The sequence below is a fragment of the Ideonella margarita genome, assembly GCF_038066635.1.
GTDB classification, from domain to species: Bacteria; Pseudomonadota; Gammaproteobacteria; order Burkholderiales; family Burkholderiaceae_C; genus Ideonella; species Ideonella margarita.
Genome location: NZ_JBBUTI010000004.1, coordinates 202,285 through 227,768, shown reverse-complemented (window position 1 = coordinate 227,768; position 25,484 = coordinate 202,285). Strand labels below are relative to the sequence as shown.

Below are 25,484 nucleotides of genomic sequence, written 5' to 3'. Positions count from 1 at the left end.
TTTACTTGCCAGCCTGGAAGTTCTTCAGGCCATCAAGAATTTCCTGCTTGGCAGACTCCGGGCCTTCCCAGCCCGTGACCTTGACCCACTTGCCGGCTTCCAGGTCCTTGTAGTGCTCGAAGAAATGCTGGATGGCCTTCAGGCGCATCTGGTTGATGTCTTCCGGCTTTTGCCAGTGGGTGTAGATCGGCAGCACCTTGTCGATCGGCACGGCCAGCAGCTTGGCGTCCACGCCCGCTTCGTCTTCCATCTTCAGCACGCCGATCGGACGGCAGGTCACGACCACACCCGGGGTCAGTGCGTACGGGGTGATGACGAGCACGTCGACCGGGTCGCCGTCGTCCGACAGGGTTTGCGGGATGTAGCCGTAGTTGCACGGGTAGTGCATGGCCGTGGTCATGAAGCGGTCGACGAACAGCGCGCCGGACTCCTTGTCCACTTCATACTTGATCGGGTCCGCGTTCATCGGGATTTCGATGATCACGTTGAACTGTTCAGGCGCCTTGGCGCCGGCGGGCACGTTGTTCAGACTCATGGTTGTCTCGGGTTGAGCGGTTGGTCAGGAAAAGTACGGATTGGTATGTATTCTAAAGACAGCGCTTGCCCTGCCCTGACAAGCGCCCACGGGTAGACCCGCGCTGGAAAACACCATGATGGTGCGACAGGTGTTGCAAATAGCATGATCCGGCGACCCGGGAGAGCCCGAAGCAGGCCCCGAAATACCTGGGCGCAGATCATCCACAGGTCTGTGAGCGGAAGGAGACACCTTGATGTCAACGAGCTTTGCGCTGTATGCGGCGCTGGTGTGCGGCCTGATCGCCGTCATCTACGGGTTTGTTCAACGACGATGGATCCTGGCGCAAGACGCCGGCAACGCCCGCATGCAGGAGATTGCGGGCGCCATCCAGCAAGGGGCCGCCGCTTACCTGGCCCGCCAGTACCGCACCATCGCCATCGTCGGCGTGGTGCTCACCGTCCTGATCGCCACGTTCCTTGACGGCACCACCGCCGCGGGCTTCGTGCTCGGCGCGTTTTTGTCAGGGGCCTGCGGCTTCATCGGCATGAACGTGTCGGTGCGGGCGAACGTGCGCACCGCGCAGGCCGCCACCAAGGGCATGGCCGCCGCACTTGATGTCGCCTTCAAGGGCGGCGCCATCACCGGCATGCTGGTGGTGGGCCTGGGCTTGCTCGGCGTCGGCATCTTCACCCTGTTCATCACCGGCAACGGCAACATCACCCCCGACAAGAGCCTGTCGACGGTGCTGAAACCCCTGCTTGGTCTGGCCTTCGGCTCCTCGCTGATTTCCATCTTCGCCCGGCTGGGCGGTGGCATCTTCACCAAGGGCGCCGATGTGGGCGCTGACCTGGTGGGCAAGGTGGAAGCCGGCATCCCGGAGGACGACCCGCGCAACCCGGCCGTCATTGCCGACAACGTGGGTGACAACGTGGGCGACTGCGCCGGCATGGCCGCCGACCTGTTCGAGACCTACGCCGTCACGCTCATCGCCACCATGGCCCTGGGCGCGCTGATGGTGACGGCCGCACCGGGCGCCGCCATCGTCTACCCGCTGCTGCTGGGCGGCGTGTCCATCATTGCCTCCATCATCGGTTGCGGCGCCGTCAAGGCCACGCCCGGCATGAAGAACGTGATGCCCGCGCTGTACAAGGGCCTGATCGTGGCCGGTGTGCTGTCGCTGGTGTTTTTTGTCGGCGTGACCAAGCTGGTGATGCCTGACGACGCCCTCGGCGCCAACACCCAGATGCGCCTGCTGGGCGCGTGCGTGGTGGGCCTGCTGCTGACCGCCGGCATGGTCTGGATCACCGAGTACTACACGGGCACCAACTTCAAGCCGGTGCAGCACGTGGCGCAGGCCTCCACCACGGGGCATGGCACCAACATCATTGCCGGCCTCGGTGTGTCGATGCGCTCCACGGCCTGGCCGGTGGTGTTCGTGTGTCTGGCCATCGTGGGCGCTTTCCAGCTGGCAGGCCTCTATGGCATTGCGATTGCGGCCACCGCCATGTTGAGCATGGCCGGCATCGTGGTGGCCCTGGATGCCTACGGGCCGATCACCGACAACGCAGGTGGCATCGCCGAGATGGCCGAGTTGCCGGCCAGCGTTCGCGACATCACCGACCCGCTGGACGCGGTAGGCAACACCACCAAGGCCGTCACCAAGGGTTATGCCATCGGCTCAGCCGGCCTGGCCGCGCTGGTGCTGTTCGCTGACTACACCCACGCGCTTGAAGCCCGAGGCATGCACGTGAGCTTCGACTTGTCGAACCACATGGTCATCGTCGGCCTGTTCATCGGTGGCCTGATTCCCTACCTGTTCGGCGCCATGGCGATGGAGGCGGTGGGCCGCGCCGCCGGTGCGGTGGTCGAGGAAGTGCGCCGCCAGTTCCGCGACATCCCCGGCATCATGGAAGGCACGGGCAAGCCGGAATATGGCCGCGCGGTCGACATGTTGACGGGCGCCGCCATCAAGGAAATGGTGATTCCTTCCCTGCTGCCCGTGGTGGCACCGGTGGTGGTCGGCCTGCTGCTGGGGCCGGCGGCCCTGGGTGGCCTGCTGATGGGCACCATCGTGACCGGGTTGTTCGTCGCCATCTCGATGTGCACCGGCGGCGGCGCCTGGGACAACGCCAAGAAATACATCGAAGACGGCCACCACGGCGGCAAGGGCAGCGAGGCCCACAAGGCGGCCGTCACGGGCGACACGGTGGGCGACCCCTACAAGGACACCGCCGGCCCGGCCATCAATCCGCTGATCAAGATCATCAACATCGTGGCGCTGCTGATCGTGCCGTTGCTGCCGATCTGAATGCAACGCCCTGCGATTTAGTCGGGCAATCAACGGGCCCTCGGGCCCGTTGTTCGTTCCCGCCGATCATGAACAGTTGAACCACCCACAGGAGACAAGATGATCACGTTGAACGTCAACGGCAAACCGATGTCGGTGAATGCCGAACCTGACACCCCGCTGCTGTGGGTGCTGCGCGAAGACCTGGCCCTGACGGGCACCAAGTTCGGCTGCGGCATGGCCCTTTGTGGCGCCTGCACCGTGCATGTGGATGGCCAGGCCGTGCGGTCTTGCTCGACGCCGATCTCCTCGGTGGCCGGCCGCAAGGTGACCACGATCGAAGGCGTGGGCGCCACGACCACCGGCAAGGTGGTTCAGGCCGCCTGGCTGGCGCAGGACGTGCCGCAGTGCGGCTACTGCCAGTCCGGCCAGATCATGAGCGCCTGTGCGCTGCTGGCCAAGAACAAGGCCCCGAAGGAAGCCGACATCGACAACGCCATGAGCGGCAACATCTGCCGCTGCGGCACCTACAACCAGATCCGGGCGGCCATCCAGGACGCGTCGGTCCAGCTGCGCAAGGGGGCCAAGGCATGAGCACGACGCGCCGCAAGTTTCTGCAGGCCACCGGCGCCACTGCCGCCCTGCCCGCCCTCACCCTGGGCTTCACGCTGGTGCCGCACGGCCGCCTGAGCGCCGCCACGCCCGCCAGCTTCGCCCCCAACGCTTTCCTGCGCATCACGCCCGATGACCGCATCACCGTGGTCTGCGGCTCTGCCGAAATGGGCCAGGGCGTGCTGACCGCCATCCCGATGCTGGTGGCCGAAGAGCTGGACGCTGATTGGCGCATGGTCGGGGTGGAGCAGTCCCCGGCCGATGCCGCCTTCAACAACCCGATGTTCGGCATGCAGGCGACCGGCGGCTCGACCACCGTGCGGGCCTTCTGGCTGCCGATGCGCCAGGCCGGCGCCGCAGCCCGCGAAATGCTGGTGGCCGCCGCTGCCGCGCAATGGGGTGTGCCCGTTGGTGAGTGTCGCACCGACGCCAGCGCCGTGCTCCACGCCAGCGGCAAGCGCCTGCGTTATGGCGAGCTGGTGGAAGCCGCGGCAAAACAAGCCGTGCCTGCCAAGCCGCAACTGAAATCGCCCGCGCAGTTCAAGCTGCTGGGCAAGCCGACCAAGCGCCTCGACAGCGCTTCGAAGATCAACGGCACCGCGCGCTTCGGCATCGATGCCCAGGTGCCCGGCATGCTGGTGGCCGTGATGGCCCGCGCGCCGCAGCCCGGCGCCAAGCCAGTGAAGGTCGACGACACCGCCGCCAAGGCCGTCAAGGGTGTGCAGCAGGTCATCACCATCCCGCACGGCGTGGCGGTGCTGGCCAGCGGCTACTGGGCTGCCAAGAAGGGCCGTGACGCGCTGAAGATCGACTGGGATCTGGGCACGGCGGCCAAGCTGTCGTCGGCGAGCGTGACCGAGATGCTGCGCGAAGGCGCGGCCAACGCCGATGCCGTGGCCAAGGACACCGGCAACCTGAAGGATGCCGCCGCCAACAGCGCCAAGACGCTGTCGGCCACCTATGAAGCGCCCTACCTGGCCCATGCCTGCATGGAGCCGCTGAACTGCACGGCGTGGGTGCGTGGCGACGAGGTCGAGATCTGGGCTGGCACGCAGAGCCAGGGCCCGTCACAGGGCATCCTGGGCCAGGTGGCGCAGGTCAGCCCGGGCAAGGTGAAGGTCAACACGATGATGCTGGGTGGTGGTTTCGGTCGCCGCTTCGCGCCTGACTTCACCATCGACGCCACGCTGCTGTCGAAGATCAGCGGCCGCCCGGTGAAGCTCATCTACACCCGCGAAGACGACATGGCGGCAGGCTTCTACCGCCCGCCCGCGCTGGTGAATTTTGAAGCTGCACTGGACACCAAGGGCCAGGCCACGATGCTGCGGGCCGATGTGGCCTCGCCGTCCATCATGGGCGGCTCCGGTTTCATGAAGGTGCCCGACAACGGCGTTGACAGCATGGCCGTCGAAGGCCTGGAAGACAACCCGTACGGCATTCCGAACATGCGCATCGCCTACGGCCGCCGCGAGCCCGGCCCGCAGGTCTGGTTCTGGCGCTCGGTCGGTCATTCGCAGAACATCTTCTTCATCGAGAGCTTCGTTGATGAGATGGCCGCTGCGGCGGGCAAGAACCCGCTGGAGTTCCGCCTGAGCCTGCTGGACGCCCAGCCGCGCTACAAGGCCGTGCTGCAAGCGGCGGCCCAGAAGGCGGGCTGGGGCAAGCCGCTGCCGAAGGGCCGCTTCCACGGCATCGCGGTGGCACAGAGCTTCGGCAGCTACGTGGCCGAGGTGGCTGAAGTCTCGGTGGCCGCAGATGGCACGCCCAAGGTGCACCGCGTGGTGGCGGCCGTGGATTGCGGCATGACCGTCAACCCGCAGACCATCGCCCGGCAGATCGAGGGCGCCATCGTTTACGGCCTGAGCGCGGCGCTGTATGGCCGCATCAGCTTCAAGGACGGCCGCGTGGAGCAAGGCAACTTCCACGACTACCCGGTGCTGCGCATGAACGAGATGCCCAAGGTGGAAGTGCATATCCTGCCGAGCACGGAGAACCCGGGCGGCATCGGTGAGCCCGGCACGCCGCCGATCGCCCCGGCCGTGGCCAACGCGCTGTTCGCGGCCACCGGCAAGCGCCTGCGCCAGCTGCCCTTCGACACCACCACGTTGAAGCGCGCCTGAGCCCGGGGCCGGGTTATGCTCAAGTCCCATGAAGCTGCCATGGCTTGACGAACTGGCCCCCTTCCCGCCCAGCGCCTCGGCGCTGGGCCCCGGCAGCGATGCGCCGGGCTTGCTGGCGGCCGGTGGCGGGTTGAGCGTTGACCGGCTGGTCAATGCCTACCGCCGCGGCATCTTCCCCTGGTATGCCGACGGCCAGCCCGTGCTGTGGTGGACGCCCGACCCGCGCATGTTGCTGCCGGTGGCCGACTTCCGACTGCACCGCTCCCTGCGCAAGACCCTGCAGCGCTTCCTGCGCACGCCGGGCTGCGAAGTCCGTTTTGACAGCGCCTTTCGCCGGGTGATCGACGCCTGCGCCAACACGCCGCGGCTGGGTCAGCCCGGCACCTGGATCGTGCCCGAGATGGTCGACGCTTACGTTCGCCTGCATGAAGCCGGCGTGGCCCACAGCGTCGAGACCTGGATCGACGGCGAACTGGTGGGCGGCCTGTACGGGCTGGGCTTGGGCCGGATGGTGTTTGGCGAGTCGATGTTCGCGCACCGCACCGATGCCTCCAAGATCGCCCTGGCCGCACTGGTGGCCTTCTGCCGCGCCCACCAGATCGAGCAGATCGATTGCCAGCAGCACACCGGCCACCTGGCCAGTCTCGGGGCTGCGCCGGTCAGCCGCACACGCTTTGAAGCCCACCTGGCCGCCACGGTCGCCCTGCCCGGCCCCGCCCGCTGGGCCTATGATGCGGAAGATTGGACCCTGCTGGGCATTCCGCCAGGTCCCCAGGTCGCTTCGCTGTCACCGTGACCCATCCGAAAGATCTTCCCTTCGCGGCGCTGCAGTTTTACGCCACGGCGCCATATGCCTGCAGTTACCTGCCCGAACGCCAGGCGCGTTCGCAAGTGGCCACGCCCGGCCACCTGATCCAGGCCGAAGCCTATTCGGCGCTGGTGGCCACCGGCTTCCGGCGCAGCGGGCTGTTCACCTACCGGCCGCTGTGCGACGAGTGCCAGTCTTGCCAGGCCCTGCGCGTGCCGGTCGCGCGGTTCCAGCCCAATCGCAGCCAGCGGCGCGCGTTGGCAGCCCACGAGCACCTGCAAACCCGGGTGATGCGGCTCGGCTTTGATGCTGAACATTACGCGCTGTACCTGCGCTACCAGGCCCGGCGCCACGCCGGCGGGGGCATGGACCAGGACAGCGTCGATCAATACACGCAGTTCCTGCTGCAGAGCCGCGTCAACTCACGGTTGGTGGAGTTCCGCGAACCACCAGCTGAAGGCCAGACGCTGGGTGCGCTGCGCATGGTGTCGATCATCGACATCCTCAACGACGGCTTGTCGGCGGTCTACACCTATTACGACCCCGACGTAAAGGCGAGCTACGGCACCTACGGCGTGCTCTGGCAGATCGAGCAGACCCGCCTGCTGAAGCTGCCGCACCTCTACCTCGGCTACTGGATTGCCGAGAGCCCGAAGATGGCCTACAAAGTGCAATTCCACCCGTACCAGCTGCTGCGTGACGGGCACTGGGCAGACGCCATACCCACCGCCTGAAACGGCAGCGCCCGGCACAGCGCGATGGAGCCCGCGCCAAGCGGCGCTACGGCTCGTCGGCGCCAAACGCCACTGGTCGGCGCGCCAGCCCGCTCATCGCACGCCACTTCAGTTGGCGGGCTGGCAGCCCTAGCATCCAGGCATTCATTCAACGAAGCGGAGTTCTCCATGCACCCACGTCGCACCTGGCTGATCGCCACCACCCTGACCGCCGGCCTGGCGTTGCTGGCCCCCACGGCGCAGGCCGCAGACGGCTGGAACTGGAGCTGGACCAGCGGCCCGCGCGTCGAGGGCTCGGGCAAGGTGGTGGAGCAGGCCCGCACGGTCACCGGCTTTCAGCGGCTCCGGCTGGAAGGCCCGTTCAACGTGATCGCCCAACCCAGCGCGGCCGCCAGCGTGATGGTGCGCGCCGACGACAACCTGCAGGCGCTGGTCACCACCGAAGTGGTGGACGGCGATGTGCTGGTGGTGCGGCCAACGTCGAACCAGAGCTTCAACAGCCGCTCACCCATCACCGTCACGGTGGGCTTCCAGGTGCTGAAGTCGGCGTCCATCAAGGGCAGCGGTGACCTCACCGTCAATGACCTCACGGGTGAACGCTTCGAGATGGGCATCAGCGGCGCCGGCGATGCACGCCTGGCCCGCGCCAGCCTCAAGCAGCTGAAGGTCTCGATTGCGGGCTCGGGCGATGTGACCGCGCAAGGCACCGCAGACAGCGCCGAATACAACATCGCCGGCTCGGGCGATGTGCATGCCGACAAGATGCTGGCCGCCCAGGCCAAGGTGTCCATTGCCGGCAGCGGTGATGCGGCCGTGCACGCCACGGAAGCGCTGAACGTCAGCATCGCCGGCTCAGGCGATGTGCGTTACGCCGGCCAGCCGAAGCAGTTGAAGAAGAGTGTGGCCGGCTCGGGCAGCATCGATCCGATGCGCTGAGTTGAGCTGAAGCGTCTGGCTGTTGCGCCGCCCCGCAGGGCAGCGCAACAGCCAGGCTCAATCGCCCTTGAAGCCGGTGGCCTTGACCACCGCCGCCCAGCGGGCAGATTCAGCCTTGACCATGCGCTCGGCATCCGCCCGCGCCGTGCCCAGCACGGTGAAGCCCGCCTCCACCAGCTTCTGGCGCACCTCGGGCGCCTGCACAGCCGCCACGATCTGCCGGTTGAGCAGATCCAGCACCGGCGCAGGCGTGCCGGCCGGGGCAAAGATGGCGAACCACGAAGAGAAATCCACCTTCGGCAGGCCGGACTCGGCGAAGGTGGGCACATCTGGCAGCAGGCTGGACCGCACCGGCGCCGTGGTGGCCAGTGCGCGCATCTTGCCGCCCTTGATCTGCGCCACGCCCAGGGCGGTAGACACGAACGCACCCTTCACGTCACCGGCGATGATGGCCGTGACGGCGTCGCCCGTGCTGCGATAGTGAATCGGCTCCACCGGGAAGCCCGCCTGCTCCGACAGCATCTCGGCACCGAAGTGCCCGGGCGTGCCCGCGCCGAAGGTGGCCATGTTGACCCGGTCGCCCGCGCCCTTGGCGGCCTTGACGAACTCCGCCACCGTCTTCAGCGGCGACGTGGCCGGCACCACCAGCAGGAAGTCGGCGCGCACCACTTCACTCAGCACCGTCAATTCCCTGGCGGGGTCGTACGGCAGCTTGCTGAACGCGGGCGGCGCGATGCTGATGGAGCCCACCTCGCCCAGCAGCAGGCTGTAGCCGTCCGGGGCGCTCTTGGCCACGGCCTGCGTGCCGATCTGGCCACCCGCACCCGCCCGGTTGTCGATGACCAGGGTCTGCTTCAGGTTTTCGCCCAGTTTCTGGCCGATCAGTCGGGCCACCACATCGGGGCCGGTGCCCGGCGGGAAGCCGACGGTGAGCTTGAGTTGCCGATCCGGAAAGGCCTGGGCCCATGCCGACACGGCTGGCAAGCCCAGCAGGGGCAAGGCACCGAGGGCGAGCAGTTGTCGGCGGGCTGTGTGGTGTCGTGGCATGGGTGGTCTCCGTTGTTGCACACAGTGTGAGCCCGAGCGCCTCAAGGCCTCGTCATCCCTGAGGACGACAGGCACAACCCTGATCCGACAATCGCTCAGGCTGCCACGGCGAACCGCGCGAACAACTCATTGCGGAAGTGGATGCCGAGGCGATCAAACGCCCGGGTGCGGTAGGTTTTCACCGTCGGCACGCTCAGCCCCAAGTCGGCCGCCACCCCGTCGAAGCTCCAGCCCCGCAGCAGCCGCTCGCACACATCCAGCTCACGCGGAGTGAGCTCGGCACAGGCACGCTGCAGGCGCTCGCGCGGGGTGAGCGGCAACACCGTCGGCAACAGCGCTGCGGTATCGAGCTGCAGCGCCAGCAGTCGCGCGCTCAATGCCACATGCCGACGCACGCAGGCCACCACCACGGCGGCCATGTCGGCGAAGCGTTCGAGCTCGCCGGCTTCGAAACCAGGTTGATGGACATGCGCATACAGGTTGACGGCAAACAGCGAGCCATCGGCCTCCTGGTGCACCGCCGACAGCCGCTCCCGCACACCATGCCGGCGGTAGATGGCCTCCCGGTGGGCGGCGTTGTTCACCTCGTCGGCGCCCATGCGCATCAGGGCCATCTGCCCGGCGCGCTGCTGGCTGACCACGTCGAAGCTGGTGTCGTTCCGGTAGAGCCCCTGGCGATAGGCTTCGAAGCAATCCCGTGTGGTGTCAGGCACACCCAGGCTGGCAGACAGGTGCAGCACCGGCTGACGCGCATCAGCCTGTTGACGAGCGCCGGGCTGCCACACCTGGTAGACCGACCAGGACGCGGCCCGCAAAGACTCGTTCAAGCGCGCCAGCGCCACCTCGGCGAAGGCGGCATCCCCCAAGGCATCCACCAGCCCGACGAGGCTGGGCGTGGACGCGTGGGCGGGGCGGATGGGCAGTTCAAGAATGCGTGACATGGCGGGCCCGGCATTGGCAGACGTCATCTTCAGGGATGACCCGGCGCCAGCCCGGACGGGCCTAAGCTGGCAACGCAGATCGATGGCCTGACTATCAGCACCGGTTCAACCGCTGTAAATAGTGGTTGGCCTGCATGCCCCACCCGTCTGTCACCAGACCCACTGCGCACCCGCCCCAAGCCCCATCACCACACACGCCATGCCTGCTGCCAACACCACCCCACACCACGACACCCTGGCACCACCGGCCTTGCCGCTGATGACGCAGATCCGCTGCGAGGTGGCGGGGCTGGTCAGCCTCGGTGCCGGGCCGCACGGTGAGCGCCGCTATGTGCCGCTCGGTGGCGGCACGGCCCGCGGGCCCGAGCTCAATGGCGAACTGGTGCCAGGTGGCGTGGATTGGCAGGTGCTGCGTCAGGACGGCGCGCTGGACATCGCGGCGCACTACGTGATCCGCACCGACGACGGCGGCCTGATCGAGGTGCAGAGCAACGGGCTGCGACACGGCCCGCCGGAGGTGATGGCGCAGCTGGCCCGCGGCGAAGACGTGCCGGCAAGCAGCTACTACTTCCGCACCGTGATGCGCTTCACCACGGGTGCGCCGGCCTGGCTGCACCTCAACAAGGTGCTGGCCCTGGCCGTGGGCCGCCGCGAGGCCGACCGGGTGCTGCTGGACGTCTACCGCGTCGGCTGAAAGCCCGGCTCGGGCAGGAGCGTTATATCGTGAAGTACATTACGCTCCGCCACGTGTCCTCGGCACGTCAGCTGCGGCGCATGGTGCCCGGGGCTGCCGGCCCCGACCTCGCGCCATGCCTCCACGAACGTACACCCTCGCTGCGGCTCTTGCCACGGCGCTCACGCTGTTCAGCATCACCGGTCATGCGGCTGAGCTGACCGTGTCTGCCGCCGCCAGTCTGTCGAACGCCTTCAGGGACATGTCACCTGCGTTCGAGGCGGCCCACCCCGGCACCAAGCTGCTGTTCAACTTTGCGGCCTCTGATGCGCTGTTGAGCCAGATCGCCAAGGGCGCCCCGGTCGACGTCTTTGCCTCGGCCGACCAGGACACCATGGACAAGGCCGAGCAGCAGCGCCTGCTGCTGGCCGGCACACGGCAGAACTTCGCCAGCAACCGCCTCGTGCTCATCACCCCGCTGGCGGCTGGCCTGCCCCTGAAACAACTGGCAGACCTGCAACAGGCCAAGGTGCAACGTGTGGCGCTCGGCCGCCCGGAAGGCGTGCCGGCCGGCCGCTATGCACGCGGCGCGCTGGAAGCCGCCAAGCTCTGGCCAGCCATCGAGCCCAAGGCGGTGTATGCCCAGAACGTGCGCCAGGCTCTGGACTACGTGGCCCGCGGCGAAGTGGAAGCCGGCTTCGTCTACGCCACCGATGCGCTGACGCAGAAGGACAAGGTCAGCACGGCGTTCGTGGTGCCCACCGCCCAGCCCATCACCTACCCACTGGCGGTGATCAACGGCAGCCCAAACGCCACAGACGCCCGCAAGTTCGTGGCCTTCGTGCGTTCGCCAGCTGGCCAGGCCGTGCTGGCCCGGCACGGGTTCACCCAGCCCTGAAGCCAGTCTGTGGAGACGTCTGCGCTGATTCCGCTTGCCCTGTCGCTCAAGGTGGCCGGGTGGGCCACCGCGCTCAATCTGTTTCTGGGCGTGGCCGCTGGCTGGCTGCTGGCCCGCAAGCGCTTCCCGGGTCGCAACCTGCTGGAAGCGCTGTTGACCCTGCCCATGGTGCTGCCGCCCACCGTGCTGGGCTATTACCTGCTGGTGCTCATCGGCAAACGCGGCTGGCTGGGCGCCTGGCTGCACGAGACTTTCGGCATCACGCTGATCTTCAGTTGGCAAGGCGCGATGATCGCCGCTGCGCTGGTGGCGTTTCCGCTCGTGATGCGGTCTGCACGTGCGGCGTTTGAAGGGGTAGACACCCAGCTCGAACAGGCCGCGCGCGCGCTGGGTCTGGGCGAGTGGGCCGTTTTCTTCCGCGTCACCTTGCCCATGGCCTGGCCGGGCGTGCTGGCCGGGCTGCTGCTGGCTTTCGCGCGAGCGTTGGGCGAATTCGGTGCCACCTTGATGGTGGCGGGCAGCATCCCGGGCAAGACACAAACGCTGTCGATCGCCGTGTATGAGGCTGTGCAGGCCGGGCAAGACGACCAAGCCAACCTGCTCGTGCTGATCACCTCCCTCACCTGCGTGGTGGTGCTGCTGGCCGCGGGCCGGCTGTCGCGCCCACCGGAGGTGCGGCGATGAGCTTCGACGCCCGGTTCACGAAGCAGGTGCGCAGCGATGGCGGTCGCCATTTCGAGCTCGACATCCAGTTTTCAACCACCAAGCGCAGCACCGTCATCCACGGCCCGTCGGGCGCCGGCAAGAGCCTGCTGCTGCAAGCCCTGGCTGGCCTGCTGCAGCCCGACCAGGGTCACATTCGTTTCAATGGTGCAACCTTGTTCGATTCAAGCAGCCAGCAGAACCTGCCGGCCCGCGCGCGCCAGTTCGGCTACCTGTTCCAGGACTACGCGCTGTTCCCGAAACTGACCGTGCGCCAGAACGTGGCGTTTGGCCTGCAGCGCGGGTGGCTCAACCCCGCCCGCACCACCACCGACCCACGCGTTGCACGCTGGCTCGACGCCTTCGAGCTCACGGAGGTGGCCGAGCAATGGCCGCACACCTTGTCCGGCGGCCAGCGCCAGCGCACGGCCCTGGCCCGTGCACTGGTGAACGAGCCGCGCGCCTTGCTGCTGGACGAGCCCTTCTCTGCGCTGGACCCTGCCCTGCGCGGCCGCATGCGCGACGAGTTGCAGCAGCTGCTGACCAAGCTGGCCTTGCCCATGGTGATGATCACCCACGACCCGGAAGACCTGGAACGATTCGGCGACACGCGCCTGCTGGTGGTGAACGGCCGCGTGGCTGACAGCTGCTGACCGGGCATTGATCGCCGCGACGCAGGCGCCCATCTGCCCTGCCCGCCTTGGCCCGACAAGCTGTGGGTTTGTGCACCCCGTGCCAGACTGGCGGCCCTTGAGCCTGGAGCACCCATGTCGAACAACTGCACGGTGGAATTGAAGGGCCTGGTGATCCAGACGGACATCGGCACCTACGGCCCGGACGACATCGTGCCCGACGCCCATGTGCTGGACTTGACGCTGTGGATCAGCCCGGCCCTGGTGCTGATCGCGGAAGACGGCATGCAGCACGTCTTCGACTATGACCCGCTCATCGTCGACATTGAACGGCTCGCAGCGGACGGCCATTACGAAACGCAGGAGCGCCTGATGACCCGCATCGTGGGCGCCTGTGCCCGCTACCCGGCCATCGAGGCGGTGGAGATTGCCTTGCGCAAATCCCCCGTGCGGCGTGGCTCAGGCTCACTGGGTGTGCGGGCCCATGTGGACGGGGCCACGCTGGCAAGGCTGCGCACGGCAGCCTGACGCAGCCTCACTGGGTGTTGGAAGCCGCGCGGCGCGCCATCGCCTGCAAACGCGGCCGCAGGCGAAGGAAGCCGCGGTAGACCACCTCGAGCAAGGGCGTGATGCCGGGCACGCGGGCCAGGCGCGCCAACCAGCGCCAACCCGGCAAACGAGCCCACATGGCCACGAACGCGGCGGCACCACTCAGGCGACTGCCGTCAGCGCGCTGCACATGGAAGCGCGCCAGCAGTGCAGCCCGCTCAGCCTCGGGCATCTGGACATCGGCCGCACTGACATCCCGGAAGCACAGGCCACTGCCGGCACTGCCCTCCGCCAAGCCCTGCATGTAGCTGATCTCGCGCTGGCACAGCGGGCAGGCGCCGTCGTAGAGCACGGTCAGCGCTTCAGGCGCGGCGGGGGCGTTCATCTCGACATCCTTGTCCAACATGGCGAAGGCGAGTTTAGGACGCGATGCGTCGCCGCCGTCAGCCGCGCCGGGGAGGCCTTGCAGGCAACAGGGCGTCGCCGCGGAACTCTTCGAAAAAGCTCGTTGATGAGCGAAAAAAAAGCCCCCAGCATCGCTGCTGAGGGCTTCATTTCCTGGTGGGCGGTGCAGGGTTCGAACCTGCGACCCCTGCCGTGTGAAGGCAGTGCTCTACCGCTGAGCTAACCGCCCGGGATTCTGGCGGTACTGATTCCTGCAACACCCGGCGCGGTGGGCCGGATGTTGGTGATTGGTGGGCGGTGCAGGGTTCGAACCTGCGACCCCTGCCGTGTGAAGGCAGTGCTCTACCGCTGAGCTAACCGCCCGGGAATCTGTTGGAACCAGTCGTCCCCGGTGAACTTCGAATTATGCCACAACATTTCGCCAGAGTGTCTTGCCGCCACTCGATTTATCCAACTCACCCAGAACGCGGTCATGTGCGGCGGCCTCTTCGTCGGAGAGCGCCGGCACCAGCAGCGTGAAGGTGGTGAGGTCGATCTGCTGCATGGTGAGCCCCGCGCCCTGCTTGCGCTCGTCGGCGCCGCTGTCCATCACCAGCGAGTGCTGGCCGCGGGTCATGTTGATGTAGACGTCCGCCAGCAGGCCCGCGTCCAGCAAGGCGCCGTGCAGCGTGCGGTTGGAGTTGTCCACCTCCAGCCGCTTGCACAGGGCGTCCAGCGAATTGGCCTTGCCGGGGAACAGCTCACGCGCCATCAGCAGCGAGTCGGTGACCTTGCCCACCTGCTCGCCAAACCGCGGGCGCCCGATGCGCCGCAGCTCTTCGTTCATGAAGCCCACGTCGAACGCGGCGTTGTGGATGATCACCTCGGCGCCGGCCAGGTACTCCATCAACTCATCGGCCACCTGGGCAAAGATCGGCTGGCCCGACAGGAAGTCGTCGCTCAACCCGTGCACGCGGAAGGCCTCTTCGCTGTTCTTGCGCTCGGGGTTGACGTAGAAGTGCTTGTTGTTGCCGGTCAGGCGGCGGTCGATCATCTCGACGCAGCCGATTTCCACCAGGCGGTCACCGGTCTCGGGCGACAGGCCCGTGGTTTCCGTGTCGAAGAACACCTGTCTCATGCTTTCACCCCTGCACCGGCCCGCTGGCCACACCACACCCACAGTGCCGCGCCACCCACGATCATCGGCACACACAACCATTGCCCCATGCTGAGGCTGAACGTCAGCAAGCCCAGGAAGCCATCAGGCTCCCGGAAATACTCGGCGATGAAACGGAACACGCCGTAGCCGAACAGGAAGGCCGCAGCCACCTGGCCCTGCGCGCGCTCGGTGCGGGCATACAGCCACAGCAGCACGAACAGGGCCATGCCCTCCAGCCCGAACTGGTAGAGCTGCGAGGGGTGGCGCGCGATGTCGAGGCCCGACTGCGGAAACACCATGGCCCACGGCAACGACGGATCCGCCTGGCGGCCCCACAACTCACCGTTGATGAAATTGCCGATGCGTCCGCTGGCCAGGCCCGTCGGCACGCACGGTGCAATCAGGTCCATCAACTGCAGGAACGGGCGCTTGCGCAACCAGGCGAACAAGGCCATGGCCACCATCACGCCCAGCAGGCCACCGTGGAAGGCCATGCCACCCTTCCACACGTGAAAGATCTCCAGCGGATGCTGCAGGTAATACGCGGGCTTGTAGAAAAACACATAACCCAGGCGGCCACCCAGCACCACGCCGAGCACACCGAAGAACAGCAGGTCTTCGACGTCACGGCGCTGCCAGCCGGCATTGGCGAACCAGGGCAGGCGCACGCGTCGGCCAGCCAGGTAGAGGAACAGGCCAAAAGCGACCAGATAGGTGATGCCGTACCAGTGAATCTGGATGGGCAGGCCCAGGGGCGTCAGGTCGAGGGCGACCGGATTGAATTGCGGGTGCGTCAGCATGGGGCGGGATCATAAGCGCCCGGCCACCGGGGGCTTGCGCCTTCCTGCGTTGATCAGGTCACCGGCTGAGCGAGAATCCGGGGGTTGCGTGCGGCACCGCGGTGCCGCACCGCCCGCACTTCCCCATCCGGTCTGAACAAGAGGGTTTCCCAATGCCTGCCTATCGCTCCAAGACTTCCACCGCCGGCCGCAACATGGCGGGTGCACGCTCGCTGTGGCGTGCCACTGGCATGAAGGACGGCGACTTCGAGAAGCCGATCATCGCCATCGCCAACTCGTTCACCCAGTTCGTGCCCGGTCACGTGCACCTGAAGGACCTGGGGCAGCTGGTGGCCCGCGAGATCGAAGCCGCAGGCGGCGTGGCCAAGGAATTCAACACCATCGCGGTGGACGACGGCATTGCGATGGGCCACGACGGCATGCTGTATTCGCTGCCCAGCCGTGACCTGATCGCCGACTCGGTCGAGTACATGGTCAATGCCCACTGCGCCGACGCGCTGGTGTGCATCTCCAACTGCGACAAGATCACCCCCGGCATGCTGATGGCCGCGATGCGCCTGAACATCCCCGTGGTGTTTGTGTCGGGTGGCCCGATGGAAGCCGGCAAGGTGCGCCTGGCCAACCCGCAAACCCAGGTGATGGAGTTCAAGAAGCTCGACCTGGTGGACGCGATGGTGATGGCCGTGGACGACAAGGTCAGCGACGCCGACCTGGCCGAAGTGGAACGCTCGGCCTGCCCGACCTGCGGCTCTTGCTCGGGCATGTTCACCGCCAACTCGATGAACTGCCTGACCGAAGCGCTGGGCCTGAGCCTGCCGGGCAATGGCACGGTGGTGGCCACCCACGCTGACCGCGAGCAGCTGTTCAAGCGCGCCGGCCGTCTGGCGGTGGACCTGTGCCGCCGTTATTACGAGCAGGAAGATGAATCGGTGCTGCCGCGCTCGATGGGCTTCAAGGCTTTCGAGAACGCCATCACGCTCGACATCGCCATGGGCGGCTCGACCAACACCATCCTGCACATCCTGGCCATCGCGCAGGAAGCCGGCATCGACTTCACCATGGCCGACATCAACCGGCTTTCGCTGGTGGTGCCGCAGCTGTGCAAGGTGGCGCCGAACACCAACAAGTACCACATCGAGGACGTGCACCGCGCCGGCGGCATCATGGCCATCCTGGGTGAGCTCGACCGCGCCGGCAAGTTGCACACCGACGTGCCCACCGTGCATGCCAAGACCATGAAGGACGCGCTGGACCAGTGGGACATCGCCCGCCAGCCGTCCGACGAGGTCAAGACGTTCTACATGGCTGGCCCGGCCGGCATTCCGACCCAGGTGGCATTCAGCCAGAACACCCGCTGGCCGAGCCTGGACACTGACCGCGCTGAAGGCTGCATCCGCTCGAACGAGCATGCGTTTTCGCAGGAAGGTGGCCTGGCCGTGCTGCGCGGCAACATCGCCATCGACGGCTGCGTGGTGAAGACCGCCGGTGTCGACGAATCGATCCACGTGTTCGAAGGCACGGCCTACGTGACCGAATCGCAGGACGAGGCCGTGGCCGACATCCTGGCCGACAAGGTCAAGGCAGGCGATGTGGTCATCGTGCGCTACGAAGGCCCCAAGGGTGGCCCCGGCATGCAGGAAATGCTCTACCCCACCAGCTACATCAAGTCGAAGGGCCTGGGCAAGGCCTGCGCCCTGCTGACGGACGGTCGCTTCTCGGGTGGCACCTCAGGCCTGTCGATCGGCCATGTGTCGCCGGAAGCGGCAGCGGGTGGCGCCATCGGCCTGGTGCGCCAGGGCGACCGGATCCGCATCGACATCCCGAACCGCAGCATCAACCTGCTGGTGAGCGATGAGGAGTTGGCTGCTCGCCGCGTCGAGCAGGACGCCAAGGGCTGGAAGCCGGTGCTGCCGCGCCCGCGCAAGGTGACCGCGGCCCTGAAGGCCTACGCGATGCTGGCCACCTCGGCCGACAAGGGCGCCGTGCGCGATCTGTCGCTGCTGGGTGACTGATGCTCAGCGCCGCTCAGCCGGTGCATTCGGTTTCGCGCCGCTGAGCCGGCGCCATCATGCAAAGGGGCCCCGCGGGGCCCCTTTTTCATTCACTCAGCGTCGACGCTGGGTCGGGCTCATGCCCATGTTTTCCACATTGCGTTTGCGCCGCGCCTCCTTGCGCTCTTCGTCGCGCATCATTTCGCGCTTGCGCGTCAGGCCGCTGGCATCAGACCAGGCCCACCAAGCCAGGGCCACGCCAAACGGCGACAAGACCCACCACCAGGCCCAGGTAGCCACCGCGCCCACCTCAAGCAGCTTCAGGACTAACAACAGAACGCCGATAAGCACAAACACCATCGCAACATCTCCTTGGAGCGAATGCGGTATCGCAAGCCGCACGTCAACCCTGTTACTTAGAATCAGCCAAACTCTAATCGAGTTCTCACATTTTTATCGTTACCAGCTGGAAGGAACCATGAAAGCTCTGCTCGCATTGATCGCCGTTGCCGCCGTTTCGGCGCCCGCCTTCGCCAACCAGGAACTGGCCGCGAAGAAAAACTGCCTGGCCTGCCACGCCGTCGACAAGAAGGTCGTCGGCCCATCGTACAAGGACGTTGCTGCCAAGTACGCCAAGGACAAGGGCGCCGTGGCCATGCTGGCCACCAAGATCCAGAAGGGTGGCGTGGGTACCTGGGGCCAGATCCCGATGCCTGCCAACGCCGTCACCCCGGACGAAGCCAAGCAACTGGCCACCTGGGTGCTGTCGATCAAGTGATCGACCCGCCTGCCGGCACCAAAAAAAGCCCCGCACTGCGGGGCTTTTTGCTGGGCGCAACCCGGACATCCGCCGGGCTTGACCCACTCAGTTGTTCTCGCCGAGCTGGTCGAGGATGGCCGGGTTCTCCAGCGTGCTGGTGTCCTGGGTGATGGCCTCACCCTTGGCCAGCGAGCGCAGCAGGCGGCGCATGATCTTGCCCGAACGCGTCTTCGGCAGGTTGTCGCCGAAACGGATGTCCTTGGGCTTGGCGATCGGACCGATTTCCTTGCCGACGTGGTCACGCAGGATCTTGGCGATCTGCTTGGCCTCTTCCCCCGTCGGGCGAGGACGCTTGAGCACCACGAAGGCGCAGATGGCCTCGCCGGTGGTGTCGTCCGGACGACCGACCACCGCGGCTTCAGCCACCAGCTCGGTGCAGCTCACCAGCGCGGATTCGATTTCCATCGTGCCCATGCGGTGGCCCGACACATTCAGCACGTCGTCGATGCGGCCGGTGATGGTGAAGTAGCCGGTCTTGGCATCACGGATGGCACCGTCGCCCGCCAGGTAGTACTTGCCCTTGAAATCATCCGGGTAGTAGCTCTTCTTGAAGCGCTCCGGGTCACCCCAGATGGTGCGGATCATCGACGGCCACGGACGCTTGACGACCAGGATGCCGCCCTGCCCGTTCGGCACGTCCTTGCCGGTTTCATCGACGATGGCTGCCATGATGCCCGGGAAGGGCAGCGTGCACGAACCCGGCACCAGCGTGGTGGCATAGGGCAGCGGCGTGATCATGTGGCCGCCGGTTTCGGTCTGCCAGAAGGTGTCGACGATCGGGCAGCGGCCGCCGCCCACGTGCTTGTGATACCACTCCCAGGCAGCCGGGTTGATCGGCTCGCCCACCGAGCCCAGAATGCGCAGGCTGCTCAGGTCGTAGCTCTTCGGGTGCACCGCGTCGTTGGCTTCCGCAGCCTTGATCAGCGAGCGGATGGCGGTGGGCGCCGTGTAGAAGATGCTGACCTTGTGGTCCTGGATCATCTTCCAGAAGCGGCCGGCGTCCGGGAAGGTGGGCACGCCTTCGAACACGATTTCCGTGCCGCCCAGGGCCAGCGGGCCGTAGGTGATGTAGGTGTGGCCCGTCACCCAGCCGATGTCGGCCGTGCACCAGAACACATCGTCGGCCTTCAGGTCGAAGGTCAGCTTGGTGGTGAGTGCGGCATGCAGCAGGTAGCCGCCGGTCGAGTGCTGCACGCCCTTGGGCTTGCCGGTCGAGCCGGAGGTGTACAGCAGGAACAGCGGATGCTCGGCATCCACCCACTCCGGCTCGCAGGTGGTGGGCTGGCTGGCCACCACGTCGTTCATCCACACATCGCGGCCGGCCTTCATGGTCACGGCGGCGTTGGCGCGGTTCACCACCAGCACGGTTTGCACCGATTCGCAGCCGCCCAGCGTCAGGGCTTCATCAACGATGGCCTTGAGCGGCAGTTGCTTGCCGCCGCGCACTTGGCAGTCGGCGGTGATGACGGCCTTGGCGCCGGTGTCTTCGATGCGGTCGCGCAGGCTTTGTGCCGAGAAGCCGCCGAACACCACCGAGTGGGTGGCGCCGATGCGGGCGCAGGCCTGCATGGCGGCCACGCCGTCGATCGACATCGAGATGTAGATGACCACGCGGTCACCCTTGCCGATGCCCAGGCTCTTCAGGCCGTTGGCGATCTGGCAGGTCTTGGCCAGCAACTCGCTGTAGGTGATCTTGGTGACTTCGCCGCCGTCGGCTTCGAAGATCAGCGCAGTCTTGTCGCCCAGGCCGCGCTCGATGTTGCGGTCCAGGCAGTTGTACGACGCGTTCAGCGTGCCGTCCTCGAACCACTTGAAGAACGGGGCCTCGGATTCATTGAGCACCTTGGTGAAAGGCGTCTTCCAGCTGATCAGGTCACGGGCCTGGCGGGCCCAGAAGCCTTCGTAATCGGTTTCCGCTTCCTTGCACAGGGCGTCGTACGCCGCGATACCGGCGACGTGGGCGTTGGCGCCAGCCACCATGTCAGGGGCATAGGTCTTGAGTTCTTCACTCATGGTTTGTCTCCTCGATGCTCAATGTGATCTGCGGCACTCGCGGTGCGTCCGAGCAGCACTGTGTGCCGAGCGTCTGACGACCGCCTTACTCGCAACACCCACGCCACACCGCCTTGACGCTGCGCAAACCTAGAATACGCGTGTTTCCACTGACACAGAGCTGCCGGACATGAACCGACAACCAGACCAACGCACCGTCAAACTGCAACCGCTGGCCCAGCTGATCTTCGCCAGCCGCTGGTTGCAGCTGCCGCTCTATCTGGGCCTGATCCTGGCCCAGGCCGTGTATGTCTTCCACTTCTGGGTGGAGCTGGTTCACCTGATCGAAGCCGCCTTCGGCAACACCCACGCACTGGAAATCCTGGTGCGCAGCGTCGGCTATGACGCCAGCAAGGTGCCGCTCACCGGCCTGAACGAAACCATCATCATGCTGGTGGTGCTGGGCCTGATCGACGTGGTGATGATCTCCAACCTGCTGATCATGGTGATCGTGGGTGGCTACGAAACCTTCGTCTCGCGCCTGAACCTCGAGAACCACCCGGACCAGCCGGAATGGCTGAGCCATGTGAACGCCTCGGTGCTGAAGGTGAAGCTGGGCACGGCCATCATCGGCATCAGCTCGATCCACCTGCTCAAGACCTTCATCAATGCCGAGAGCTACAGCGAGAAAGCCCTGCTCTGGCAGACCCTGATCCACATCGCGTTCCTGCTCTCGGCCCTGGCCATTGCGGCCACCGACCGTCTGCTGCACAGCCCCGCCCAGAACGAACACTGAATCCGGATGCTGCCGCCAGCCTGCTGCAAGCCAGCGTTGGCATGATCGGCAGCTGTTCCCGTTGTGACGCCCTTCACCGAAGACACCACCATGACCACCATCCGCCAGGCAGACCTGATCGAATCCATTGCAGCCGCGCTGCAGTACATCAGCTACTACCACCCTGCCGACTACATCGCCCACCTGGCCCGCGCCTACGACCGTGAGGAGAGCGTGGCGGCCAAGGACGCGATCGCGCAGATCCTGACCAACTCGCGCATGTGCGCCGAGGGCAAGCGCCCGATCTGCCAGGACACCGGCATCGTCAACGTGTTCCTGAAGATCGGCATGGACGTGCGCTGGGAAGGCTTCACCGGCTCGATCGAAGACGCCATCAACGAAGGCGTGCGCCAGGGCTACAACAACCCGGACAACAAGCTGCGCGCGTCTGTGCTGGCTGACCCGATCTTCGAACGCAAGAACACCCGCGACAACACGCCGGCCGTGGTCTTCATGGAAGTGGTGCCCGGCAACACGGTGGACGTGATCGTGGCGGCCAAGGGTGGCGGCTCGGAAAACAAGTCGAAGGTCTACATGTTGAACCCGAGCGACAACATCGTCGACTGGGTGCTCAAGACCGTGCCGACGATGGGCGCCGGCTGGTGCCCGCCCGGCATCCTGGGCATCGGCGTGGGTGGCACGGCCGAGAAGGCTGCGCTGCTGGCCAAGGAATCGTTGATGGACGACATCGACATGTATGAGCTGCTGGAGCGCGGCCCGCAGAACAAGCTCGAAGAGATGCGCATCGAGCTGTACGAGAAGGTGAACGCACTGGGCATCGGCGCGCAGGGCCTGGGTGGCCTGACCACCGTGCTCGACGTGAAGATCAAGACCTGGCCGACCCACGCCGCCAGCAAGCCGATCGCGATGATCCCGAACTGCGCCGCCACCCGCCATGGCCACTTCGTGCTCGACGGCTCCGGCCCGTCGTTCATGACGCCGCCGAGCCTCGACCTGTGGCCGGACGTCAACTGGGCGCCCGACTACAACAAGAGCAAGCGCGTTGACCTGAACACGCTGACCCCCGCTGAAGTAGCCAGCTGGACCCCGGGCCAGACCCTGTTGCTGAACGGCAAGATGCTGACCGGCCGTGACGCCGCGCACAAGCGCATCCAGGACATGCTGGCGAAGGGCGAAAAGCTGCCCGTGGACTTCACCAACCGCGTCATCTACTACGTCGGTCCGGTCGATCCGGTGCGCGACGAAGTGGTGGGCCCGGCAGGCCCGACCACCGCCACCCGCATGGACAAGTTCACCGACATGATGCTGGCCCAGACCGGCCTGATCGCGATGGTGGGCAAGGCCGAACGTGGCCCGGTCGCCATCGAGTCGATCAAGCAGCACAAGTCGGCCTATCTGATGGCCGTGGGCGGCAGCGCCTACCTGGTGTCCAAGGCGATCAAGGCCGCCAAGGTGGTGGGTTTTGCCGACCTGGGCATGGAAGCCATCTACGAGTTCGACGTGGTCGACATGCCCGTGACGGTGGCGGTGGACGCCGGCGGCACGAGCGCGCACATCACCGGCCCGAAGATCTGGCAAGCCAAGATCGGCAAGATCCCGGTGGTCGAAGGCTGATCAGCCCTGCGCACTCACGCACACCTGCACGCCCAAGTGCAGCACCAAGCCGCCTCCGGGCGGCTTTTTCATGTCGGGTAGATCCTGAGGGAAATGGCCGTCGCCGTGATGCGCAGGCGACAGTCAGGTGACGCATCGGCGGTCTAGCATGCAGCGAACAAGGAGACCCTGATGCGCCCCATTCAAGCCTATGCCGCCCTGTCCGCAGGCGCGCCGCTGCAAGCCTTCGAGTTCGACCCGGGCCCGCTTGGCGACGAAGACATCGAGATCAAGGTCGAGCATTGCGGCATCTGCCACTCTGACCTGGCGATGATCGACAGCGAATGGTTCCCGGCCACCTACCCGGTGGTGCCGGGCCATGAAGTGGTTGGCGTGGTGACGGCCATGGGCCCGCGCGCCAAGGGCCGGCAGCTCGGCCAGCGCGTGGGCGTGGGCTGGCACACCGGCAGCTGCATGCATTGCCGCCTCTGCCTCGGCGGCGACCAGAACCTGTGCGGCCAGCGCCAACCCACCATCGTGGGCCGGCACGGCGGCTTTGCAGACCGGCTGCGCGCCCACTGGAGCTGGGCTGTGCCCATTCCAGACATGCTGGACGCGGCCAGTGCCGGCCCGCTGATGTGCGGCGGCGGCACGGTCTTCCTGCCCTTCGTGAAGAAAGAGATCAGCCCGACCAGCCGTGTCGGCGTGGTTGGCATTGGTGGCCTGGGCCACATGGCGCTGCAGTTCGCACGGGCCTGGGGCTGCGAGGTGACCGCGTTCACCTCCAGCGCCAGCAAGCGCGAAGAGGCGCTTCGGCTCGGGGCGCACCGCACCGTGTCGAGCGTCGACAAGGCCGAACTGAAAGCCGCCGCCGGCTCGCTCGACTTCCTGCTGGTGACCGCCGGCGCCAAGCTCGACTGGGACGCCCTGATCAACACCCTGGCGCCGCAAGGTCGCCTGCACCTGGTGGGCGTGGTGACGGAGAGTCTGCAGCTGCGGGCCGGTGCTCTGCTGAGCTGGCAGCGTGATCTGTCAGCCTCGCCCACGCCCTCACCGGCGCTGCTGGGCCGGATGCTGGATTTCGCGGCACGCCACCAGATCAAGCCGCAGGTGGAGCGCTTCCCGATGAGCCGCGTGAACGACGCGCTCGACCACCTGCGCTCAGGCGCTGCGCGTTACAGGGTGCTGCTCGACGCTGATTTCAGCTGATCGGCCGGGCTCGGCAACGCCGGGCCTTCAACCCGCAGCACGCGCTGCGGGAACGGAATTTCCACCTTCAAGCGCTTGAGCAGGCGCCAGACTGCGAGGTTCACCTCGGAGCGCACGCTGCCCAGACCGTTTTCCGGGTCGATGATCCAGAAGTTGATCGTCAGCTCCAGGCCGTCCGCCGCGAAGTTCGACAACTGCACCGACGGGCCGGGGTCAGGCAGCACCCGCGCCACCTTCGCCACCTCGTCGCAGATTTGCGGCATCAGGCTGTCCACGTCGGTGTCGTAGCCCACCTGCACCAGCGTCGAGACCAGCACGCGCGGGTCCGCCAGCGACGAGTTCTCGACCCGCTGGGTGATCAGCATCTCGTTGGGCACGATGGCCTCGCGGCCGTTCAATGCGCGGATCACGGTGTAGCGGGTCGCGATGTCGGTGATGCGGCCTTCAAAGTTGTCGACCCGCACGGTGTCACCGATGCGCAGCGAACGCTCGGCGAGGATGACGAAGCCCGACACATAGTTGGCCGCCAGCTTCTGCAAGCCCAGGCCCACACCCACGCCAATCGCGCCACCGAGCACCGAGAGCGCGGTCAGATCAATGCCCACCGCAGACAGCGCCAGCAGCAAACCCACGAAGGTCAGCAAGGCACGCACGGCGTTGGCCGCAGCCTTGCGCAGCGAGAGCTGCCCGCCCGAGGCGCCCTTCAGCAGCCGGGCCTCGATGGCCGAAGACACCCACAGCGACAGCATCAGCACGAAGCCAGCCGACAACGCACCTTCCAGCAAGGTGCGCACCGAGACGTGGCTGTTGCCCATCTTCCACTGGATCTGGTCGAGCTCGTCGAGGATCTGCGGCAGCACGCCCGTGGTCCAGCTGACCATGGTCGCCCAGGCCAGCCACGAGATCGTGCGCTCAGCCACCCGCACCAGGCGCGAATCAGGAAAGGCCGCTCGCAGCACCCGCACCGACAGGCGAATCACCGCCAGCGACAGCAGCACCGGAATGACGATCTTGAACACCGCCAGAGGCACGCCGAAGCGGTGCAGCAGCGTTCGAGCGGCGTAGGCCAGCGCCAGTGCCAGCACCGGGAACAGCACGCCGTCGATGATGTTGCGGCCGAACCAGACCGAGCCGGCCTCCGCCGTGGGACCACGCAGCAGGCGCACCGCCAGCCAGGCCACGCCCAGGCAGGCCAGCAAGGTCGCTGCCTCCACCAGGGCGCTGGGGTGGGTCAGCGCGGCAAAAAATTCGTTCAGGGTCAGCACAGGCAAGTCAGTCATCAGC

25 protein-coding genes and 2 tRNA genes are annotated in these 25,484 nt (G+C 66.4%); 16 read left to right on the top strand and 11 right to left on the bottom strand.

The genetic code is table 11. From position 1 onward, the window contains the following. Nucleotide 1 precedes the first annotated feature (1 nt). Entirely contained in the window at nt 2-535 is a 534-nt protein-coding gene (gene ppa / locus AACH00_RS06445; protein WP_341398261.1) for an inorganic diphosphatase, read from the bottom strand. A gap of 235 nt (nt 536-770) precedes the next feature. On the opposite strand from ppa, the gene AACH00_RS06440 reads away from it, so the two are divergent. From AACH00_RS06440 to AACH00_RS06415, 6 genes are all read left to right on the top strand, one after another. Beyond that, on the top strand, nt 771-2,825 hold the full coding sequence (locus tag AACH00_RS06440) for a sodium-translocating pyrophosphatase (protein ID WP_341398260.1): 2,055 nt from the start codon (nt 771-773) through the stop codon (nt 2,823-2,825). A gap of 99 nt (nt 2,826-2,924) precedes the next feature. Then, nucleotides 2,925-3,398 carry a (2Fe-2S)-binding protein gene (locus tag AACH00_RS06435; RefSeq protein WP_341398259.1) on the top strand — a complete coding sequence of 158 codons (474 nt, stop codon included), beginning with the start codon at nt 2,925-2,927 and terminating at the stop codon, nt 3,396-3,398. Continuing rightward, the gene (locus tag AACH00_RS06430) at nt 3,395-5,536 is read left to right on the top strand and encodes a xanthine dehydrogenase family protein molybdopterin-binding subunit (RefSeq protein ID WP_341398258.1); all 2,142 of its coding nucleotides are present in this window, start codon (nt 3,395-3,397) and stop codon (nt 5,534-5,536) included. The genes AACH00_RS06435 and AACH00_RS06430 overlap by 4 nt, the downstream gene beginning before the upstream one ends. Before the next feature lie 28 nt (nt 5,537-5,564). After that, nucleotides 5,565-6,332, top strand: a complete 768-nt coding sequence (gene aat / locus AACH00_RS06425) for a leucyl/phenylalanyl-tRNA--protein transferase (protein WP_341398257.1) — start codon at nt 5,565-5,567, stop codon at nt 6,330-6,332. Beyond that, on the top strand, nt 6,329-7,078 hold the full coding sequence (locus AACH00_RS06420; protein WP_341398256.1) for an arginyltransferase: 750 nt from the start codon (nt 6,329-6,331) through the stop codon (nt 7,076-7,078). The genes aat and AACH00_RS06420 overlap by 4 nt, the downstream gene beginning before the upstream one ends. A 168-nt stretch (nt 7,079-7,246) precedes the next feature. Then, nucleotides 7,247-8,014, top strand: coding sequence for a head GIN domain-containing protein (locus AACH00_RS06415; protein WP_341398255.1), 768 nt, complete (start codon nt 7,247-7,249; stop codon nt 8,012-8,014). Between the two features lie 57 nt (nt 8,015-8,071). Here the strand turns inward: AACH00_RS06415 and AACH00_RS06410 are convergent, their stop codons facing one another. Next, nucleotides 8,072-9,061: a Bug family tripartite tricarboxylate transporter substrate binding protein gene (locus AACH00_RS06410; RefSeq protein ID WP_341398254.1), complete on the bottom strand. Its 990-nt coding sequence runs from the start codon at nt 9,059-9,061 to the stop codon at nt 8,072-8,074. 95 nt (nt 9,062-9,156) lie between these two features. Further along, nucleotides 9,157-10,002 (bottom strand): helix-turn-helix transcriptional regulator, encoded by an 846-nt coding sequence (locus tag AACH00_RS06405; RefSeq protein WP_341398253.1) that lies wholly within the window; start codon nt 10,000-10,002, stop codon nt 9,157-9,159. A gap of 199 nt (nt 10,003-10,201) precedes the next feature. Here AACH00_RS06405 and AACH00_RS06400 point away from each other — a divergent pair, with 199 nt between their 5' ends. From AACH00_RS06400 to AACH00_RS06380, 5 genes are all read left to right on the top strand, one after another. Further along, nucleotides 10,202-10,696 carry a DUF3237 domain-containing protein gene (locus AACH00_RS06400; protein ID WP_341398252.1) on the top strand — a complete coding sequence of 165 codons (495 nt, stop codon included), beginning with the start codon at nt 10,202-10,204 and terminating at the stop codon, nt 10,694-10,696. Between the two features lie 115 nt (nt 10,697-10,811). Beyond that, a complete protein-coding gene (gene modA / locus AACH00_RS06395) occupies nt 10,812-11,573 on the top strand; it encodes a molybdate ABC transporter substrate-binding protein (RefSeq protein ID WP_341398251.1) in 762 nt (253 codons plus the stop codon). A gap of 9 nt (nt 11,574-11,582) precedes the next feature. After that, nucleotides 11,583-12,257: a molybdate ABC transporter permease subunit gene (modB, locus tag AACH00_RS06390; protein WP_341398250.1), complete on the top strand. Its 675-nt coding sequence runs from the start codon at nt 11,583-11,585 to the stop codon at nt 12,255-12,257. Then, nucleotides 12,254-12,928 carry an ATP-binding cassette domain-containing protein gene (locus AACH00_RS06385; RefSeq protein ID WP_341398249.1) on the top strand — a complete coding sequence of 225 codons (675 nt, stop codon included), beginning with the start codon at nt 12,254-12,256 and terminating at the stop codon, nt 12,926-12,928. The genes modB and AACH00_RS06385 overlap by 4 nt, the downstream gene beginning before the upstream one ends. 114 nt (nt 12,929-13,042) lie before the next feature. Further along, nucleotides 13,043-13,435, top strand: coding sequence for a dihydroneopterin aldolase (locus tag AACH00_RS06380; protein WP_341398248.1), 393 nt, complete (start codon nt 13,043-13,045; stop codon nt 13,433-13,435). 7 nt (nt 13,436-13,442) lie between these two features. Here AACH00_RS06380 and AACH00_RS06375 read toward each other — a convergent pair whose 3' ends face one another. The 5 genes from AACH00_RS06375 to lgt all read right to left on the bottom strand — a co-directional run bounded on the left by AACH00_RS06375 (nt 13,443) and on the right by lgt (nt 15,799). After that, nucleotides 13,443-13,841 (bottom strand): thiol-disulfide oxidoreductase DCC family protein, encoded by a 399-nt coding sequence (locus AACH00_RS06375; protein WP_341398247.1) that lies wholly within the window; start codon nt 13,839-13,841, stop codon nt 13,443-13,445. A 174-nt stretch (nt 13,842-14,015) separates the two neighbouring features. Continuing rightward, nucleotides 14,016-14,090: transfer RNA gene (locus AACH00_RS06370), tRNA-Val, on the bottom strand. A 59-nt stretch (nt 14,091-14,149) separates the two neighbouring features. Further along, nucleotides 14,150-14,224, bottom strand: a tRNA-Val gene (locus AACH00_RS06365). 40 nt (nt 14,225-14,264) lie between these two features. Continuing rightward, nucleotides 14,265-14,978: a DNA polymerase III subunit epsilon gene (gene dnaQ, locus AACH00_RS06360; RefSeq protein WP_341398246.1), complete on the bottom strand. Its 714-nt coding sequence runs from the start codon at nt 14,976-14,978 to the stop codon at nt 14,265-14,267. Next, nucleotides 14,975-15,799 carry a prolipoprotein diacylglyceryl transferase gene (gene lgt / locus AACH00_RS06355; protein ID WP_341398245.1) on the bottom strand — a complete coding sequence of 275 codons (825 nt, stop codon included), beginning with the start codon at nt 15,797-15,799 and terminating at the stop codon, nt 14,975-14,977. Before lgt ends, dnaQ begins: the two co-directional genes overlap by 4 nt. 152 nt (nt 15,800-15,951) lie before the next feature. Between lgt and ilvD the strand changes: the two genes are divergently transcribed. Then, nucleotides 15,952-17,811: a dihydroxy-acid dehydratase gene (ilvD, locus tag AACH00_RS06350; protein ID WP_341398244.1), complete on the top strand. Its 1,860-nt coding sequence runs from the start codon at nt 15,952-15,954 to the stop codon at nt 17,809-17,811. A gap of 93 nt (nt 17,812-17,904) precedes the next feature. Here ilvD and AACH00_RS06345 read toward each other — a convergent pair whose 3' ends face one another. Next, on the bottom strand, nt 17,905-18,150 hold the full coding sequence (locus tag AACH00_RS06345) for a TIGR04438 family Trp-rich protein (RefSeq protein WP_341398243.1): 246 nt from the start codon (nt 18,148-18,150) through the stop codon (nt 17,905-17,907). Between the two features lie 118 nt (nt 18,151-18,268). Between AACH00_RS06345 and AACH00_RS06340 the strand changes: the two genes are divergently transcribed. Then, complete coding sequence (locus tag AACH00_RS06340) at nt 18,269-18,568, top strand: c-type cytochrome (RefSeq protein WP_341398242.1); 300 nt, start codon at nt 18,269-18,271, stop codon at nt 18,566-18,568. An 87-nt stretch (nt 18,569-18,655) separates the two neighbouring features. Here the strand turns inward: AACH00_RS06340 and acs are convergent, their stop codons facing one another. Next, nucleotides 18,656-20,590 carry an acetate--CoA ligase gene (gene acs, locus AACH00_RS06335; RefSeq protein WP_423221911.1) on the bottom strand — a complete coding sequence of 645 codons (1,935 nt, stop codon included), beginning with the start codon at nt 20,588-20,590 and terminating at the stop codon, nt 18,656-18,658. Nucleotides 20,591-20,792: 202 nt separating this feature from the next. On the opposite strand from acs, the gene AACH00_RS06330 reads away from it, so the two are divergent. The 3 genes from AACH00_RS06330 (at nt 20,793) to ahr (ending at nt 24,200) form a co-directional block, all read left to right on the top strand. Further along, the gene (locus tag AACH00_RS06330; protein WP_341398240.1) at nt 20,793-21,398 is read left to right on the top strand and encodes a TIGR00645 family protein; all 606 of its coding nucleotides are present in this window, start codon (nt 20,793-20,795) and stop codon (nt 21,396-21,398) included. Nucleotides 21,399-21,488: 90 nt separating this feature from the next. Continuing rightward, the gene (locus AACH00_RS06325; protein WP_341398239.1) at nt 21,489-23,012 is read left to right on the top strand and encodes a fumarate hydratase; all 1,524 of its coding nucleotides are present in this window, start codon (nt 21,489-21,491) and stop codon (nt 23,010-23,012) included. Nucleotides 23,013-23,183: 171 nt separating this feature from the next. After that, nucleotides 23,184-24,200 (top strand): NADPH-dependent aldehyde reductase Ahr, encoded by a 1,017-nt coding sequence (gene ahr, locus AACH00_RS06320; protein ID WP_341398238.1) that lies wholly within the window; start codon nt 23,184-23,186, stop codon nt 24,198-24,200. On the opposite strand, the gene AACH00_RS06315 is transcribed toward ahr, so the two are convergent. Then, complete coding sequence (locus AACH00_RS06315; protein ID WP_423221903.1) at nt 24,167-25,480, bottom strand: mechanosensitive ion channel family protein; 1,314 nt, start codon at nt 25,478-25,480, stop codon at nt 24,167-24,169. The genes ahr and AACH00_RS06315 overlap by 34 nt on opposite strands. Nucleotides 25,481-25,484: the final 4 nt, after the last annotated feature.

Bases quoted from the DNA above. Each gene is read 5' to 3' on its own strand.
- modA (WP_341398251.1), top strand. From the start codon at position 10,812: ATGCCTCCACGAACGTACACCCTCGCTGCGGCTCTTGCCACGGCGCTC.
- AACH00_RS06435 (WP_341398259.1), top strand. From the start codon at position 2,925: ATGATCACGTTGAACGTCAACGGCAAACCGATGTCGGTGAATGCCGAA.
- AACH00_RS06380 (WP_341398248.1), top strand. From the start codon at position 13,043: ATGTCGAACAACTGCACGGTGGAATTGAAGGGCCTGGTGATCCAGACG.
- ppa (WP_341398261.1), bottom strand. From the start codon at position 535: ATGAGTCTGAACAACGTGCCCGCCGGCGCCAAGGCGCCTGAACAGTTC.
- AACH00_RS06340 (WP_341398242.1), top strand. From the start codon at position 18,269: ATGAAAGCTCTGCTCGCATTGATCGCCGTTGCCGCCGTTTCGGCGCCC.
- AACH00_RS06405 (WP_341398253.1), bottom strand. From the start codon at position 10,002: ATGTCACGCATTCTTGAACTGCCCATCCGCCCCGCCCACGCGTCCACG.
- lgt (WP_341398245.1), bottom strand. From the start codon at position 15,799: ATGCTGACGCACCCGCAATTCAATCCGGTCGCCCTCGACCTGACGCCC.
- AACH00_RS06375 (WP_341398247.1), bottom strand. From the start codon at position 13,841: ATGAACGCCCCCGCCGCGCCTGAAGCGCTGACCGTGCTCTACGACGGC.
- AACH00_RS06415 (WP_341398255.1), top strand. From the start codon at position 7,247: ATGCACCCACGTCGCACCTGGCTGATCGCCACCACCCTGACCGCCGGC.
- AACH00_RS06410 (WP_341398254.1), bottom strand. From the start codon at position 9,061: ATGCCACGACACCACACAGCCCGCCGACAACTGCTCGCCCTCGGTGCC.
- AACH00_RS06325 (WP_341398239.1), top strand. From the start codon at position 21,489: ATGACCACCATCCGCCAGGCAGACCTGATCGAATCCATTGCAGCCGCG.
- AACH00_RS06400 (WP_341398252.1), top strand. From the start codon at position 10,202: ATGCCTGCTGCCAACACCACCCCACACCACGACACCCTGGCACCACCG.
- AACH00_RS06385 (WP_341398249.1), top strand. From the start codon at position 12,254: ATGAGCTTCGACGCCCGGTTCACGAAGCAGGTGCGCAGCGATGGCGGT.
- ahr (WP_341398238.1), top strand. From the start codon at position 23,184: ATGCGCCCCATTCAAGCCTATGCCGCCCTGTCCGCAGGCGCGCCGCTG.
- AACH00_RS06345 (WP_341398243.1), bottom strand. From the start codon at position 18,150: ATGGTGTTTGTGCTTATCGGCGTTCTGTTGTTAGTCCTGAAGCTGCTT.
- AACH00_RS06330 (WP_341398240.1), top strand. From the start codon at position 20,793: ATGAACCGACAACCAGACCAACGCACCGTCAAACTGCAACCGCTGGCC.
- ilvD (WP_341398244.1), top strand. From the start codon at position 15,952: ATGCCTGCCTATCGCTCCAAGACTTCCACCGCCGGCCGCAACATGGCG.
- AACH00_RS06315 (WP_423221903.1), bottom strand. From the start codon at position 25,480: ATGACTGACTTGCCTGTGCTGACCCTGAACGAATTTTTTGCCGCGCTG.
- aat (WP_341398257.1), top strand. From the start codon at position 5,565: ATGAAGCTGCCATGGCTTGACGAACTGGCCCCCTTCCCGCCCAGCGCC.
- AACH00_RS06440 (WP_341398260.1), top strand. From the start codon at position 771: ATGTCAACGAGCTTTGCGCTGTATGCGGCGCTGGTGTGCGGCCTGATC.
- dnaQ (WP_341398246.1), bottom strand. From the start codon at position 14,978: ATGAGACAGGTGTTCTTCGACACGGAAACCACGGGCCTGTCGCCCGAG.
- acs (WP_423221911.1), bottom strand. From the start codon at position 20,590: ATGGTGGCTGGCGCCAACGCCCACGTCGCCGGTATCGCGGCGTACGAC.
- AACH00_RS06430 (WP_341398258.1), top strand. From the start codon at position 3,395: ATGAGCACGACGCGCCGCAAGTTTCTGCAGGCCACCGGCGCCACTGCC.